The organism is Segatella copri (genome assembly GCF_051861805.1).
GTDB classification, from domain to species: Bacteria; Bacteroidota; Bacteroidia; order Bacteroidales; family Bacteroidaceae; genus Prevotella; species Prevotella copri_M.
In genome coordinates this window covers 1,602,779-1,617,977 of the sequence record NZ_CP146520.1, presented here as the reverse complement: position 1 = coordinate 1,617,977, position 15,199 = coordinate 1,602,779, and the positions used below count along the sequence as shown (strand labels likewise).

The following is a 15,199-nucleotide window of genomic DNA, read 5'->3' as shown; positions in this document are numbered from 1 at the left end:
ACAAAATAAGATGTTTATGCCCCGTACTCTCCCTTCAGAACCTTCTGGTTGAGCTTCAAGCAAAGACGCTCGTGGGTTCCTCGCATATAGAAGAAAATCAGGCTGAACACGGTAATCTCGATAGCTGGATAAAGCCATGGAAGACCTATCAGGATAGAGATGAACAGCGTGATGCTGCGCCAGTTGAAGGTAAGGATGTTGGCAAATTTCATCAATGGAAGACTACCTGCACGGAAGTCGGCACGCAACTGCTCAGGCAACTGCTGCGGATATCTTTCGCGCAGATTTCTCTTGAATATCTGGAAGATAGGAGTATCTCGCTCCTGACCCAAAGTATAATTCTTGTAAAAGAACTGGAAGAGTTTCTGTACAGGCTCCTTCTTCCATTTCATCTGCTTCCACAGTTCCACCTGCTTGCTGGCATCATCCAGTTCGCTGCCCTCCTTGCCTTTCAGGAAGAAGAGGTGAATCTGACGGTAGTAATCGGCAAGACGGCTCTGAATGGCATGGCAACCGAAACCGGCAACGATGCAGAGTGCCCAGATTTTCCAGCCCCATTCCGGCATCAGGCGGAAAGAGATAGCGAAGTAGATGCTGACAAACCAGAAGTCGCCAGCAGCACCATCCAGGATTCTGCCCAGGGCACTCTTCTGGTTGGTAAGACGTGCCAACTGTCCGTCGCAACTGTCATAAACATTTGCCCAGATGAGCAAGAAGATGCCCAAGATATTGATTGCCAAATCGTCGAAATAGAAGCAGATGCCCGCTCCTACGCCGAGGAAGATGGATAGAATGGTCACCACATTTGGGGTGACGTGAAGCATGCGGAAGAATCGTGCCCACTGGTAACCGATGGGACGATAGAAATAAATATCAATGTGCTCCTCGGTATCCGCTGATTTCAGAGAAGCCTTAAATTCCTGATTCATCTTTTTTATTTTTAATTCCTATTTTTTCCTATATCTTTATTTTGTTATTCCTATATCTTTATTTTGTTATTCCTGTATCATTTTTGTGGCGATATAGAACGCAGCCTCATCACGGCATGGCGCAAAGCTAGGCCAGTCGTTGAAGTCGATAATCTTCACGCTGCCATCCTCGCCTACCACGCAGTCGCCGCCATATACTGGCACACTTAGCATATCAGCAGCCTTGTCAGCCTCAGCCTTCAAGGCATCGGCATCGAAGGCGATGCCCTGCGCATCACCATTGATCACCTCCAAACCGAACTTGGAACGATGACCGCATTTCGAAGGATAGAACCAATAGAAGAAATCGGTGCCCGATACGCCATAGAACTTGATGAGGTCGCCCTTCAGATGCTCGTTCACCACCACCGAAGTAATGCCGCGCAGCCAGAAATTCTTCAGCAGCGCCTCAGCCTCCTGCTCGTTCTGCACATAGCAGGTATCCTCCTTCTGCTGCGCACAGCCGTCGCCACGCTTCAGCCAGCAAGGATAGTGGATATCCTTCACCATCTCCCCGTTTCTGCCGATGATGCGGCTCTCGGGAGTAGCGATGCCTCCGGCGATGAAACGCTCGGTCATGATGCGGCGGATGCAGCGGTTCACGCCCAGACTGGAGTTCACCACCAACACACCTTCTTCCTCAATTCTGCCCAGCACATCCAATGCCTGCTTGCTGCGTGCCATCGAGAAGAAGCCGTCCACGCCCACGGCCACACGGCAGCGAGGCCATCCGTAGGCTCTCTCCAGCACGGCTGCCTTGCGGCAGAACTCCTTCTCACACATCAGCATCACCTGCGCTCCCAGCGCCTCTAGCTGCTCTTTCACAGCGTTCATGATGGCAGCATCGTTATCCACGCAATTAGGCGAAAACTCGTTGCCACGACACACGCCCACCAGGGTCTTACCCTCCAGAGGATGGATAAAGGCCTCAGCCTTAGCGATGTCTTCCTTGTGGTCTACATCCAGGATTTTATTGATAGGATAAGCCTCCAGCTTCAATCCTTCCACCACTAGCTGGCGCTGGAAGTTGCGCATGCGGCTCATGCCCTGCTCCATGCAATGGTCGAGCACATCCAGCGCCTTGTCGCCCAGGCAGTAGATGCCACCCGAAATCAGATGGTCGTCGCCCTCCTGCTTGTCGTGGAAGCCCGTAATGCGAGGCTTCTTGTGGGAACCCTGCTTGTCGAGCAGACTGGCACCCTCGGCATCCGCCTGCTTCTCCACGCCTACCCACAGCGGTTTTTCATCGTCCACGTATGGGGTAACTGCCATGCAACCGTCAATCTCCTTCGCCTCCTGGAAATAACGGATATACTTTTTGAACTCCTCCTCACGGAAGATGGTATCCACGGTGGTGAGACAGAAACGCTCGCCCCTGAGATAAGGCGAGAGGGCATGCAGACTGTGCATGGAACTAGGAGTGGTCTTCACCACCAGGCGCAAAGGCACTGGCAACTGCATCTGCTCCAGATGTTCACGCACCGCTGTGCTCCATTCGTTGACAATCACAACAATTTCCGTGGCACCGCAATCTACGAAGATGCGCAAAAGGCGCTCTATCATGGGTTCGCCACACAATGGCACCAATGGTTTAGGCTGTTCCACGCCCTCCTGTGCCAGTCGGCTTCCCTCGCCTGCGGCAATAACTGCAAATCTCATTCTATTTTTTTCTTTTATATTCAAGTATGGCATGTTTTTGGAACATGCTTTATTCAAGTATGGCATGTTTCTAACACATGCTGAAGTTCAGTTTATAATTTCTGTTTGTAGCAGCGGCGGCGGCGATGCTGCACGCTCTCCAGATACTGCCACTGGCTCTGTACGCCCTTGTTGGTTTCCATCTGCGGCATCGCCTCGGCCCACTTGAAGCCGTAGCGGTGATATTGCTCGATGAGGTCGGCAAAAATCAGGGCATTGGCACCCTTGCTGCGATATTCCGGCAGCACGCCGATGAGAACCAGGTCTACGGTGTCGGTCTTGTGCAGCTTCAGCGCCTTCACTATCTGCCACCAGCCCCAAGGCATCAGCTTGCCGTTGCCTATTTTCTGCAGGGCATCGGTGAGCGACGGGAAGGATACGCCGAAGCCTATCAGGCGGTTGTTATCGTTGCCATCCACCACACCGGTGATAAGGTTCGTATCGGCTATCTTGATGTAGGAATCCACATAACCATCAATCTGATTCTCGGTGAGCTGCTGGAAGTCGTAAAGGTCCTTGTAGGTCTCGTTCACGATGTGGAACACCTCTCTGCCCATGCCCTGCTTCACCAGTTCGTTCTTGGTAAACTTACGCACGTGCAGGTTGTATCGCTTCTCTATCATTTCGGCAGTCTTGGCGAATTTCGGCGGTGTCACCTCAGGCACCTTGATGCGATATTCCAGCCAGTCGTTGTCTTTTTTCAGGAGATTGAAGCCTTCGATATGCTGCGGATAGTAAGGGTAATTGTAGTTCACGTACATGGTCGATTTCTCGTGAAAGCCCTCAATCAGCATGCCCTCTCTATCCATATCGGTGAATCCGAGCGGTCCCACCATCTCTTCCATCTTGTGTTCTCTTCCCCAATCAGCAACGGCATCCAGCAACTTGCCCGATACCTCCATATCGTCGATGAAGTCGAGCCAGCCGAAGCGCACCTGCTTCTTGTTCCACTGCTCGTTGGCACGGTGGTTGATGATGGCAGCCACTCTGCCCACCACCTTCGGCACACTGTAGTCGATGGCCAGGAAATACTGAGCATCGCAGAATTCGAAAGCCGGATTCTTGTCCTTGCTCAGCGTATTCCATTCGTCAAGCCGCAGGAAGGGCACAGCAAATTTATTCCCCTTATAGAGGTCGTAATAGAACTGGATGAAAGCCCTCAACCCCTTCTTGGTGGTAACCGGTACGATTTTTATATCACTCATTTAACTATCTATTTTTCTTTTTCTATTTCTTTAAAACGGCATTTATCTCTTATCAATTAATAGAGTTCATCTCTTTTTAATTAATGTATAAGAGAAAACCGCTGCAAAATTACGAGTTTTTTTCTACTCTGCCAACTAATAGCAGATTTTTTTTCAAATAGATAGTTAAAATGCCCGAATATTTAGTTCAAAAGAAAATAAAACAGTATCTTTGCACACTGAATTTGGCAATTCTGACAGAAAAAGTAGTTTCGGAAAATATGAAGAAAACGAGAGATAATTATACTTTCCTCACCCATGCCCCCGTGCACAGGGTGGTTTTCACGATGGCGATTCCAACCATCATCAGCATGTTGTCGACGAGTATGTACAACCTCGCCGACACCTATTTCGTGGGCAGCATCAACACCCAGAGCGTGGCTGCCGTGGGCGTATCGTTTGCCATGATGGCGGTGATTCAGGCTGTGGGTTTCTTCTATGGTCACGGATCAGGAAACTACATCTCGCGAATGCTGGGCGCCAAAGAGGAAGAGAAGGCGAAGAAAATGGCTGCTACGGGCTTCGTACTGAGTTTTCTTACGGGTTTCGTTATTGCCGTTCTAGGACAAATATTCCTTACACCGCTCTGCATTCTTTTGGGTTCAACACCTACCATCCAACCCTATACAGAGCGCTATCTGGGCATCATTCTGCTGGGTGCTCCTTTTATGACTACATCATTAACGCTCAACAACTTAATGCGTTTTCAAGGCAACGCAATGTATGCCATGAAGGGCATCATGTCGGGCGTATTGCTCAATCTGATTCTTGCCCCGCTGCTCATCATTTATTTTGCCTTAGGCATCACAGGAGCCGCCATCGCCACCCTCATCAGCCAGTGCTTCGGTTGCGCCATGCTTTTCTGGATGTCGCACAAGGGTCAGAACATCCGAATCCAGCTTCGCAACTTCACACCAACCAAGGCATACGCCAAGGAAATCATCTTTGGCGGCACCCCATCCTTGTCAAGACAGGGCTTGGGAAGCATCGCCACCCTGGTGCTGAATGTGGCGGCAGGAGCCTATGGAGACGCAGCCATTGCGGGCATGAGTATTGTAACAAGAATTTCCTTCTTCACCTATGCCGTGGTCATTGGTCTGGGACAGGGATTCCAGCCCCTCTGCGGTTTCTGCTATGGTGCCAAACTGTACTCCCGAGTGAAGGAAGCCTACTATTTTTGCGTCAAATGCGGCACGGTGTTCCTGGCTGCATGTGCCGTCATCGGCTTCATCTTCTCAGAGCAGATCATCGAACTTTTCCGTGATGACCCTCATGTGGTAGCCGTGGGTTCCGTAGCCCTGAAGTGGCAGGTAATCAGTTTTCCGCTGGTAGCCACCATCGTTCTCACCAACATGCTGATGCAAACCATCCGCAAGCCTATTCGTGCCAATATCGTAGCGGCAGCCCGAAGCGGACTCTTCTTCATTCCGCTCATCTTCATCCTCCCTCATTTCTTCGGATTGCTGGGTGTAGAGATGTGCCAGGCGTGGGCAGATGTCTGCTCCTTCCTCGTGGCGGTTCCGATAGCTTGGAGTGCATTCAGGGATATGTCAAGATAGTTTTTCATTTTAACGCTTATCTCCACCCCCACTTTTTCCACTCCATCTTTCCATTTCTACAAAAAAAATCCAAAAAAGCTCCTTTATTTCTTTGCAGTTCAAGAAATTAATCGTATCTTTGCACTCGAATTTTATTGATACATTAAGAACATGAGTAAAGATACATTAACTCATCAGCTGACAGAGACTATCGATGAGCTTTCTAGCGCCGAATCATTGAAGGGTCTCTTCCATCAGCATCGAGACGGAAATCCTCTTCCTTCGGGCAAGGCGCTCGAAGACATCATCAATCTGTCTCGTTCTATCCTCTTTCCGGGATATTTCGGAAACTCTTCCGTCAATATCTCAACCATCAAATATCATATCGGAGTAAGAGTAGAAAAACTCTACGAGATGCTCGCTGAACAGATTCTCGCCGGACTCTGCTTCGCCAACGACTGCGAAACGGAAACCCAGGCTGAGCTGCAGCACCAACGCGCCAAGGCAGGCGTCATCGCCGCCAAAGCCATCATGGAATTTCCTAACCTCCGCAAGATTCTCGCCACCGACGTGGAGGCTGCCTACAACGGCGACCCGGCAGCGATGAGCCACGGAGAAATCATCTCGTGCTATCCCGTAATCAAGGCGATAACCAACTATCGCATCGCCCATGTTCTGCACAAGCTCGGCGTGCCACTCATCCCAAGAATGATGACGGAGCTGGCACACTCGGAGACGGGTATCGATATCAATCCGGAGGCTACCATCGGCCACCATTTCACCATCGACCACGGCACGGGTGTGGTTATCGGTGCCACCTGCATCATCGGCAACAACGTGAAACTCTATCAGGGTGTCACCCTGGGAGCCAAGAGTTTCCCGCTGGACAAGGACGGCAACCCTATCAAGGGAATCCCTCGCCACCCTATCCTGGAAGACGATGTCATCGTGTATGCCAACGCCACCATCCTGGGCAGAATCACCATCGGCGAAGGCTGCATCGTTGGTGCCAACGTATGGGTGACCAAGGATATGAAGCCGAAAACAAAAAAATATAGAAAAGAAAAACAAAGTTTATTAGATATAGAATTCAATAATGGAACAGGAATTTGAACTCATTGCCAAGACCTTTATGGGTCTGGAGCCAGTCTTGGCTGAGGAGCTCACCCAACTGGGTGCTAACAATGTACAAATAGGTCGCCGCATGGTATCTTTCACAGGCGACAAGGAAATGATGTATCGTGCTAACTTCCAGTTGCACACAGCCATCCGTATCTTGAAACCTATCAAGCACTTCAAGGCACGTTCTGCCGAGGAGGTGTACGACGAGATTCAGAAGATTAAGTGGGATGACATCTTAGACGTGAAGAAGACTTTCTCGGTAGATTCTGTAGTCTATTCAGAGGAGTTCCGCAACTCACGCTTCGTGACTTACAAGGTAAAGGATGCCATCGTGGACTGGTTCCGCGAGAAGCAGGGCACACGTCCTAACATCAGCGTTTCTAACCCTGACATCCGCCTCAACATCCATATTGCTGAGGATAAGGCTACGCTGAGTCTCGACTCAAGTGGCGAGAGTCTGCACCGCCGTGGCTACCGTCAGGAGCAGGTGGAGGCACCATTGAACGAGGTGCTGGCTGCCGGTATGATCCTGATGACCGGCTGGAAGGGCGAATGCGACTTCATCGACCCTATGTGCGGTTCGGGAACCATCGCCATCGAGGCTGCACTCATCGCCCGCAACATCTCTCCAGGTGTATTCCGCAAGGAGTTTGCCTTCGAGAAATGGAACGATTTTGACCAGGATCTCTTCGACATGATCTATAACGATGACTCTCAGGAGCGTGAGTTCGAGCACCACATCTACGGATATGATGTAGATATGAAGGCGGTGAACACAGCCAACCTCAACGTGCGTGCTGCCGGACTGAGCAAGGATATCACCATCGCCCAGCAGGACTTCAAGGACTTCACCCAGCCTGCCGAGAAGAGCATCATCGTGATGAACCCTCCTTATGGCGAGCGTATCTCTACGCCTAACCTGCTGAATACCTACAAGATGATTGGCGAGCGCTTCAAGCGTGCCTTCGCCGGCAACGAGGCTTGGGTATTGAGCTACCGCGAGGAGTGCTTCGAGCAGATTGGTTTGAAGCCATCTATCAAGATTCCGGTATATAACGGAAGTCTGGAGTGCGAGTTCCGCAAGTACGTGATGTTCGACGGCAAGATGAAGGAGTTCCGCTCTGAGGGCGGTATCGTGAAGACTGAGCGCGAGAAGAGCGAGATGGCGCAGAAGCACCGCTTCAAGAAGGAGCGTGAGTTCAAGAAGCGCGTGAGCGAGGAGACTGAGAACGAGGATGCAGATATCCGCAGCTTCCAGTTCCACAGCCATCGCTTGGAGGACTTCGAGAAACGCCGCAATGAGATTCGCCGTGGCGGACGCCCACGTGTGGGTGCCGGAAGACGCAACGATGAGGATGATGACCGCAAAGGCGGCCGCAGCTTCGGAGGAAAGCGCAGCGGCGACCGTGACGACCGTGACAACAAGCGTGGCGGATTCAAGGGCGACCGCAAGGGTGGCAGAGACTTCGGAGGCAAGCGTGACGGCAAGCGTTTCGAGAAGGGCGACAAGCGCGGTGGCTTCAAGGGCGACCGCCGTGGTGGCAAGGACTTCGGAGGAAAGCGTGGCAGCCAACCAAGCTTCGACACCGACTTTGATGACGAGGATTAAGAATTTCTAGTGACATCGTAAAACGCGATGTCACTAAAGATAAAATCTTAGTTATCAGATAGATAAGTCTAGCGGCATCGTAAAACACGGGGTCGCTAGAAATAAAAAAACAAGAAAAACAATGATGAATCTGAAGAATTCAATTTATAAATTATCTTTCGCTGCAATGATTTCCATGATGGCTATGAATGCAACCGAGATGCAGGCGCAGGGCGTTGTTCCGGCGCAGAAGGGCAAGAAAACCTTCACCTTGGAGGATTTGAACTTCGGCGGCAACAACTATCGCAACATGGTGGCAAAGAACCGCTGGTGCACCTGGTGGGGAAATGAACTCATCCGCCAGGACGTGGAGGCTTGCTATCTCGTGAACAAGACTACCGGCAAAGAGACCAAACTCTTCGGCATCAACGATATCAACCAGTGGATTGCTCCTACCAAGGACATCAAGGTAAGAGCCCTCTACAACGCTCAGTTCCCTTTTGCAGGAAAGAGCATCGTGATGGTGAACAACGGCAGCAAGACCTACACCATCGACTTCAAAAAGCATAAGCTGGTGAGCGAGATGGATTTTGAAGACGGCGAAAACCTGCTGGAGGCGAACGCCCAACAGAATGCATTCGCCTACCTGAAGGGCAGCAACCTCTACGTGCGCACCTTCGACGTGACCAACAATGCCATGACCCGAGAGAAGAAATCGCACGATTTCCAGATTTCAAAGGATGGCAGCCGAGAAATCGTCTATGGTCAGAGTGTTCACCGCGATGAGTTCGGTATCAGCAAGGGTACCTTCTGGAGCCCTAACGGCGAACTGCTCGCCTTCTATCGCATGGACCAGAGCATGGTGACAGATTATCCGCAGGTGGATATCCCGGAGATTGATTACTTCAATCATCCTGAAACCCAGACCTGCTGCGCCAAACCAGCACCAGACAAGTATCCGATGACGGGCGAAACATCGCACAAGGTAACCGTGGGCGTGTTCGACTGCATGACAGGCAAGACCATCTATCTGAAGGCGGGCGACCCTACAGACCGCTACTTCACCAACATCGCATGGAGCCCAGACAGCAAGACCATCTATATGTTTGAGCTGAACCGCGACCAGAACGACTGTCGCCTTACTGCCTACAGCGCAGAGACTGGCGAGAAGACTGGCGAACTGTATCGTGAGACCGACGAGAAATACGTGGAGCCTTGCCACCCAATCCTGTTCCTGCCGTGGGACAGCAACAGCTTTATCATGCAGAGCCGCAAGGATGGCTACAACCACCTCTATCTCTGCACCCTGGGCAAGCACGGAAGCCGCATGGCAAGCAACACAGAATCACTCGAAATCAAGCAGTTGACATCGGGCAAATGGGAGGTGATGGAAGTGCTCGGCTTCAACGCCAAGCGCAAGAGCATCATTATCGCATCAAACGAAAGCTCTCCTATCCAGCGAAACATCTTCGTGGTGGATACCAAGACCGGCAAGCGTGCCATGATGGACGATTGCGGCAAGGGATGGCACAACGCTACCCTGAGCGAGAACGGACAGTTTATCTATGATAACTACTCTACTCCAACCGTGCCTCGCAAGATAGCCATCGTGAACACCGAAAACGGCAAGCGTACCGCTTACTTCACAGCCGAGAACCCATGGAAGGGATACAACGTTCCTGAGTACAGCTGCGGTACCATCAAGGCTGATGACGGCGAGACCGACCTCTACTGGAGAATGGTGAAGCCGGTGAACTTCGACCCTAACAAGAAGTATCCTACCATTATATATGTATATGGCGGACCTCACGCCCACAATGTGGATGCCCGCTGGAACTACAGCAGCCGTGGCTGGGAAACCTACATGGCAGAAAAGGGCTATCTGCTCTTCATTCTCGACAACCGTGGCAGCGAGAACCGTGGCAAGGCTTTCGAGCAGGCTACCTTCCGCCAGTTGGGTCAGGTGGAGATGAAGGACCAGATGAAGGGTGTGGAGTATCTGAAGACCCTGCCTTACGTAGATGCCGACAAGATTGGCGTACACGGCTGGAGCTTCGGCGGATTCATGACCATCTCATTGATGACCAACTATCCTGATGTGTTCAAGGTAGGCGTGGCCGGTGGTCCGGTGATCGACTGGCACTGGTACGAGGTGATGTATGGCGAGCGCTATATGGATACCCCACAGACCAACCCAGAGGGTTACAAGAAGACATCCCTGCTCTATCAGGCCAAGAACCTGAAGGGTAAGTTGCAGATTATCCAGGGCCTGAACGATGTGACCGTGGTGCCACAGCACTGCCTCACCTTCCTGAAGGCATGTATCGCAGCCGGTACCCAGCCCGACTTCTTCGTCTATCCTGGCGAGCCTCACAACATGAGAGGCCATCAGAGCACTCATCTGCATGAGCGCATCAGCAACTATTTCTTCGATTATTTGAAATAACAAACAATAACTTACAGCAAATGAAAATTTTATTGTTAGGAGGCGGTGGCCGCGAGCACGCCTTAGCATGGAAAATCGCTCAGAGCGAAAAGTGTGAGAAACTCTTTATCGCTCCTGGTAATGCCGGTACACAGAATGTCGGCGAGAACGTTGATATCAAGGCCGATGACTTTGAGGCTCTGAAGAACTTCACAGTGGAGAATGGCGTTGATATGGTGGTAGTTGGTCCTGAAGACCCATTGGTAAAGGGTGTTTACGATGACTTCAAGAACGATCCTCGCACCCAGAACATCCCTGTAATCGGTCCATCAAAGGCTGGCGCCGTACTGGAAGGCAGCAAGGACTTCGCCAAGCAGTTTATGAAGCGTCACAACATCCCTACTGCCCAGTATGAGACTTTCGACGGCGAGCACGTAGAGGAAGGCTTGAAGTTCCTGGAGACTCTGAAGGCTCCTTACGTACTGAAGGCAGACGGTTTGTGCGCCGGTAAGGGCGTTCTCATCCTCCCTACCCTGGAAGAGGCCAAGAAGGAGTTCAAGGAGATGCTGGGCGGTATGTTCGGCAACGCTTCTGCACGCGTGGTGATTGAGGAGTTCCTGAGCGGCATCGAGTGCTCTGTATTCGTATTGACCGACGGCAAGAACTACAAGATTCTGCCAGAGGCTAAGGATTACAAGCGCATCGGCGAGCACGATACCGGTTTGAACACCGGCGGTATGGGTAGTGTTACCCCTGTGCCATTCGCTACCAAGGAGTGGATGCAGAAGGTGGATGAGCGCATCATCCGTCCTACCGTTGAGGGTCTTGCCGAGGAGAACATCGACTACAAGGGCTTCATCTTCTTCGGCTTGATTAACGTGGAAGGCGAGCCAATGGTGATTGAGTACAACTGCCGTATGGGTGACCCAGAGACAGAGAGCGTGATGCTCCGCCTGAAGAGCGACATCGTGGATCTCTTCGAGGGTGTAGCTGCCGGCGATTTGGACAAGCGCAGCATCGAGTTTGACGAGCGTGCTGCAGTCTGCGTAATGCTCGTAAGCGGCGGTTATCCAGAGGCTTACAAGAAGGGTTATCCTATCAAGGGTATCAACGACGTGGAAGGCTCAGTGGTATTCCACTCGGGCACAGCGATGAAGGATGGCGAGGTAGTAACCAATGGTGGTCGTGTCATCTGCGTAAGCAGCTACGGCAAGGACAAGGAAGAAGCCTTGAAGAAGAGCTTTGCCGAGGCACAGAAGATTCAGTTCACCGACAAGTACTTCCGTTCTGATATCGGACAGGATCTTTAAGATGAGTTAATAGTTAATAGTTTATAATTAATAGACATTCATGCATTCTTCGATTATTAATTGATTATTTTTAGGTATGCAAGTCCATTTATAACGGCGCAAGCCTCTATAAACTATTAACTATAAACTATAAACTAAATATAGATGTTAAGAAAGAAAACTTTTCAAAATAAAGTAGCGTCAAGCCGCTACGCTTTACCTATCACAGCAACCCTTGCCGCCTTGGTATGGGTTGCTGTAGGTTTTTTGGTATCCAATATCTGGGTACAGTTTGCCTTTACCATCATCTCTACCCTGCTGATGGTAGAGCTCAACAACCATAATTCCCTGATGCGCACCTACAGCCGCATGGTTTCGTGCAGTTTCCTGGTATTCATCACCATGACCAGTCTGCCTGCGCCATCGTTCAAGGCAAGCATCGTGACGATGTGCTTCATCGCCTTCTATCTCATCATCTGGAACGGCTATCAGGACAAGCAGTCGTCGGGCTGGACTTTCTATGCCTTCTTCTGCATCGGTCTCGCCTCGATGGTCTTCATCCAGATAGGCTATTTCCTGCCTGTACTCTGGCTGATGATGATGGTATTTACCAATTCATTCAGCATCCGCAACTTCTTTTCATCTATCATCGGTGTGGTGATGCCCTACTGGTTCTCAGCGGGTTACTATGCCTACACCGACAATATGCAGGGTCTGGCAAACCATTTCATGGAGTTCATCAACTACAAGGAACTGTTCGACTATTCGCAGGTTACCGACCATGAGGTAGTGAACCTGGTGTTCCTCACCATCCTGGGCGTCATCGGTTCCATCCACTTCCTGCACACGTCATACGCCGACAAGATTCGCACGAGAATGATCTACGACACCTTCACCATGGTGAACTTCGTGAGTCTGGCATTCATCATACTGCAGCCTCAGCATATCAAGGAGCTCGGCGGCATCATGATTGTGAATACAGCGCCACTCGTGGCTCACTTCATCACCTTCACCCGTGGTAAGATTACGAACATCATGTTTATCTCAATGCTGGTTATCGTGGTACTGATTTTATTATATAATATTTTCATCCCTGAAACGATACTGATGCAGGCGATGAACATATAAATAATATTCAATGAGTTACATTATAGACTTTTTAATCAACTGGGGCTATTGGGGCATGTTTGCGTCCGCTTTTCTTGCCGGCAGTTTCTTCCCCTTCAGCAGTGAGGTGGTGATGTCGGGCTTGCAGGCGGCAGGATTGGACCCGATACCGCTGGTGATATATGGCAGCATTGGAAACGTGCTGGGCTCACTGTTTAATTATGGCGTGGGAAGACTCGGAAAGATGGAGTGGATAGAGAAATATCTGCACGTAAAGAAAGAGAAACTCGACCAGGCTGAAAGATTCATGGCGGGGCGTGGTGCCTGGATGGGCTTCTTCGCCTTCATCCCGATATTGGGAAGTGCCATCACCATCGTATTGGGGCTAACCAGAGCCAACATCATCATCTCTACCATCAGCATCACCATCGGAAAAGTGCTGAGATATGTTTTGCTGGTATATGGCCTGAGTTTCATCGTTTAAAACATAAAGAGATTTGAATATATGAAGAGATTTGAATATATGAAGAGGTTTCTATACCTTATTATATTAGGGGGAATATTTGGGGGATGTCTTGCCGGCTGCAAGGGCACGCCTCAGAAACAGGCTGAATCGGGGAAGACATCTGGTTCAGAGAAGCCTATGGTTACCGTGACCATCCCGCCCTACAAGTATTTCGTGGATAAGATTGCCGAAAACAAGGTGGATGTCAACGTGATGGTATCCAACGGCAACAACCCGGAGACTTACGAGCCATACGCCGAACAGATGATGGAACTTACGAAGAGTGCCCTCTATCTGAAGGTGGGCAGCATCGGTTTTGAACAGACCTGGATGAAGAAGCTGCAGGACAATGCTCCGGATATGAAGGTGATAGATACCTCTGTAGGCATCAAGCCTGCCAAGACACCAGGCGGCAACATCGACCCGCATGTCTGGATGAGTTGCCAGAATGCCCGCATCATCGCGAGCAACATCCTCAAGGCACTCTGTAATCTGGAACCGAAGAACAAGGCGTTCTTTGAGAAGAACTATCTGTCGCTGCAGAAGATCATCGACAAGCGAGACAGCACCATCAGAAAGGGTTTCAAGGATCATCCTGAGCTGGTTCGCAAGTTTGTAATCTATCACCCTATCCTCACCTACTTCGCCCGTGATTACCAGTTGGAGCAGTTGACCATTGAGGAGGAAGGCAGGGAGCCGAGTGCTGCCCAGCTGAAGAGCCTCATAGAGAGAGCAAGAAAAGAAAAGATAAAATATTGCCTCATTCAGGCTGAATTTGCCAACCGCAACACCAATACTTTCATCAAGGAAAGCCAGACCAAGCCAATGAATATCAACCCATTGCAGGGAGAATGGAACTGGGCGATGCAGGAAGCGGCAGCCGCAGTACAAGGCAAGGAAATTGTGGTTGGGAAGTAGGCTCGCCAATATTTTATAAAAAGTATAAAGAACAATAACTAATCATAAAGTTCAATGTTCAAAGTTCAAGGTTCAAAGTTAATCGAAATCGAGCACCTATCCGCCGGATACGACGGCAAGCAGGTACTCAATGACACCAATCTCACCGTCTATCAGGACGATTATCTTGGCATCATCGGACCAAACGGTGGTGGCAAGACTACCCTCATGCGCCTCATACTGAGACTCATGAAACCCACGGAAGGCAATATCCGATATTATAAAGATGGGAAGGAAGTAAAGGAAATTTCGATGGGCTATCTCCCACAATACAACTCCCTCGACAAGCAATTCCCCATCTCCGTATACGAAGTAGTGCTCTCCGGCCTCAGCAAGACCAAGAGCCTCTTTTCCAGATATAGCCAAGCGCAGCACCAGCAGGTGCTCGACACCCTGGAACGCATGCAGCTGATGGAATTCAAAGACCGCCACATCGCCGCCCTGAGCGGCGGACAGCTGCAGCGAGTGCTCCTGGCACGCGCCATCGTATCCAAGCCCGATGTGGTAATCCTCGATGAGCCCAACACCTACATCGACCGCCGATTCCAGAAGCAGATGTACGAGATGCTGGAACAAATCAACAAGGAATGCGCCATCATCATCGTGAGCCACGATGTAGCCGAAGTGCTCAACAACGTGAAGCACATCGCCTGCGTAAACCATCACCTGCATTATCACGATACGGCGGATATGCCAAGAGAAAAACTGGAAGAACATTTCCTGAATGTTTAGAAGCTTATTTCCTAAATGTTTAGATA

12 protein-coding genes are annotated in these 15,199 nt (G+C 50.4%); 9 read left to right on the top strand and 3 right to left on the bottom strand.

Annotated features, from left to right (window positions below):
- Positions 1–14: 14 nt before the first annotated feature.
- From V8Z93_RS06165 to V8Z93_RS06155, 3 genes are all read right to left on the bottom strand, one after another.
- Positions 15–929: a CDP-alcohol phosphatidyltransferase family protein gene (locus V8Z93_RS06165; RefSeq protein ID WP_217764323.1), complete on the bottom strand. Its 915-nt coding sequence runs from the start codon at positions 927–929 to the stop codon at positions 15–17.
- A gap of 66 nt (positions 930–995) precedes the next feature.
- Positions 996–2,627, bottom strand: a complete 1,632-nt coding sequence (locus tag V8Z93_RS06160; protein WP_439432701.1) for a nucleotidyltransferase family protein — start codon at positions 2,625–2,627, stop codon at positions 996–998.
- A 92-nt stretch (positions 2,628–2,719) separates the two neighbouring features.
- A complete protein-coding gene (locus V8Z93_RS06155; RefSeq protein ID WP_439432700.1) occupies positions 2,720–3,871 on the bottom strand; it encodes an N-acetyltransferase in 1,152 nt (383 codons plus the stop codon).
- Positions 3,872–4,131: 260 nt separating this feature from the next.
- Between V8Z93_RS06155 and V8Z93_RS06150 the strand changes: the two genes are divergently transcribed.
- From V8Z93_RS06150 to V8Z93_RS06110, 9 genes are all read left to right on the top strand, one after another.
- The gene (locus V8Z93_RS06150) at positions 4,132–5,469 is read left to right on the top strand and encodes an MATE family efflux transporter (RefSeq protein ID WP_439432699.1); all 1,338 of its coding nucleotides are present in this window, start codon (positions 4,132–4,134) and stop codon (positions 5,467–5,469) included.
- 150 nt (positions 5,470–5,619) lie between these two features.
- A complete protein-coding gene (locus V8Z93_RS06145; RefSeq protein WP_203050816.1) occupies positions 5,620–6,561 on the top strand; it encodes a serine O-acetyltransferase in 942 nt (313 codons plus the stop codon).
- The gene (locus V8Z93_RS06140; RefSeq protein WP_439432698.1) at positions 6,545–8,179 is read left to right on the top strand and encodes a THUMP domain-containing protein; all 1,635 of its coding nucleotides are present in this window, start codon (positions 6,545–6,547) and stop codon (positions 8,177–8,179) included. The genes V8Z93_RS06145 and V8Z93_RS06140 overlap by 17 nt, the downstream gene beginning before the upstream one ends.
- Positions 8,180–8,357: 178 nt before the next feature.
- Complete coding sequence (locus V8Z93_RS06135) at positions 8,358–10,604, top strand: DPP IV N-terminal domain-containing protein (RefSeq protein ID WP_439432834.1); 2,247 nt, start codon at positions 8,358–8,360, stop codon at positions 10,602–10,604.
- 20 nt (positions 10,605–10,624) lie between these two features.
- Entirely contained in the window at positions 10,625–11,893 is a 1,269-nt protein-coding gene (gene purD / locus V8Z93_RS06130; protein WP_203050813.1) for a phosphoribosylamine--glycine ligase, read from the top strand.
- A gap of 144 nt (positions 11,894–12,037) precedes the next feature.
- The gene (locus V8Z93_RS06125; RefSeq protein WP_439432697.1) at positions 12,038–13,000 is read left to right on the top strand and encodes a hypothetical protein; all 963 of its coding nucleotides are present in this window, start codon (positions 12,038–12,040) and stop codon (positions 12,998–13,000) included.
- A 10-nt stretch (positions 13,001–13,010) separates the two neighbouring features.
- Positions 13,011–13,463, top strand: a complete 453-nt coding sequence (locus V8Z93_RS06120; protein WP_203040573.1) for a YqaA family protein — start codon at positions 13,011–13,013, stop codon at positions 13,461–13,463.
- 21 nt (positions 13,464–13,484) lie between these two features.
- Complete coding sequence (locus V8Z93_RS06115) at positions 13,485–14,402, top strand: metal ABC transporter solute-binding protein, Zn/Mn family (protein ID WP_439432696.1); 918 nt, start codon at positions 13,485–13,487, stop codon at positions 14,400–14,402.
- A gap of 54 nt (positions 14,403–14,456) precedes the next feature.
- On the top strand, positions 14,457–15,173 hold the full coding sequence (locus tag V8Z93_RS06110) for a metal ABC transporter ATP-binding protein (RefSeq protein WP_439432695.1): 717 nt from the start codon (positions 14,457–14,459) through the stop codon (positions 15,171–15,173).
- The last annotated feature ends 26 nt before the right edge of the window (positions 15,174–15,199 follow it).

What these genes read in the sequence shown, in the direction of transcription:
- V8Z93_RS06155 (WP_439432700.1), bottom strand. Translation starts at nt 3,871, where the DNA reads ATGAGTGATATAAAAATCGTACCGGTTACCACCAAGAAGGGGTTGAGG.
- V8Z93_RS06120 (WP_203040573.1), top strand. Translation starts at nt 13,011, where the DNA reads ATGAGTTACATTATAGACTTTTTAATCAACTGGGGCTATTGGGGCATG.
- V8Z93_RS06125 (WP_439432697.1), top strand. Translation starts at nt 12,038, where the DNA reads ATGTTAAGAAAGAAAACTTTTCAAAATAAAGTAGCGTCAAGCCGCTAC.
- V8Z93_RS06115 (WP_439432696.1), top strand. Translation starts at nt 13,485, where the DNA reads ATGAAGAGATTTGAATATATGAAGAGGTTTCTATACCTTATTATATTA.
- V8Z93_RS06150 (WP_439432699.1), top strand. Translation starts at nt 4,132, where the DNA reads ATGAAGAAAACGAGAGATAATTATACTTTCCTCACCCATGCCCCCGTG.
- V8Z93_RS06135 (WP_439432834.1), top strand. Translation starts at nt 8,358, where the DNA reads ATGGCTATGAATGCAACCGAGATGCAGGCGCAGGGCGTTGTTCCGGCG.
- V8Z93_RS06145 (WP_203050816.1), top strand. Translation starts at nt 5,620, where the DNA reads ATGAGTAAAGATACATTAACTCATCAGCTGACAGAGACTATCGATGAG.
- purD (WP_203050813.1), top strand. Translation starts at nt 10,625, where the DNA reads ATGAAAATTTTATTGTTAGGAGGCGGTGGCCGCGAGCACGCCTTAGCA.
- V8Z93_RS06110 (WP_439432695.1), top strand. Translation starts at nt 14,457, where the DNA reads ATGTTCAAAGTTCAAGGTTCAAAGTTAATCGAAATCGAGCACCTATCC.
- V8Z93_RS06140 (WP_439432698.1), top strand. Translation starts at nt 6,545, where the DNA reads ATGGAACAGGAATTTGAACTCATTGCCAAGACCTTTATGGGTCTGGAG.
- V8Z93_RS06160 (WP_439432701.1), bottom strand. Translation starts at nt 2,627, where the DNA reads ATGAGATTTGCAGTTATTGCCGCAGGCGAGGGAAGCCGACTGGCACAG.
- V8Z93_RS06165 (WP_217764323.1), bottom strand. Translation starts at nt 929, where the DNA reads ATGAATCAGGAATTTAAGGCTTCTCTGAAATCAGCGGATACCGAGGAG.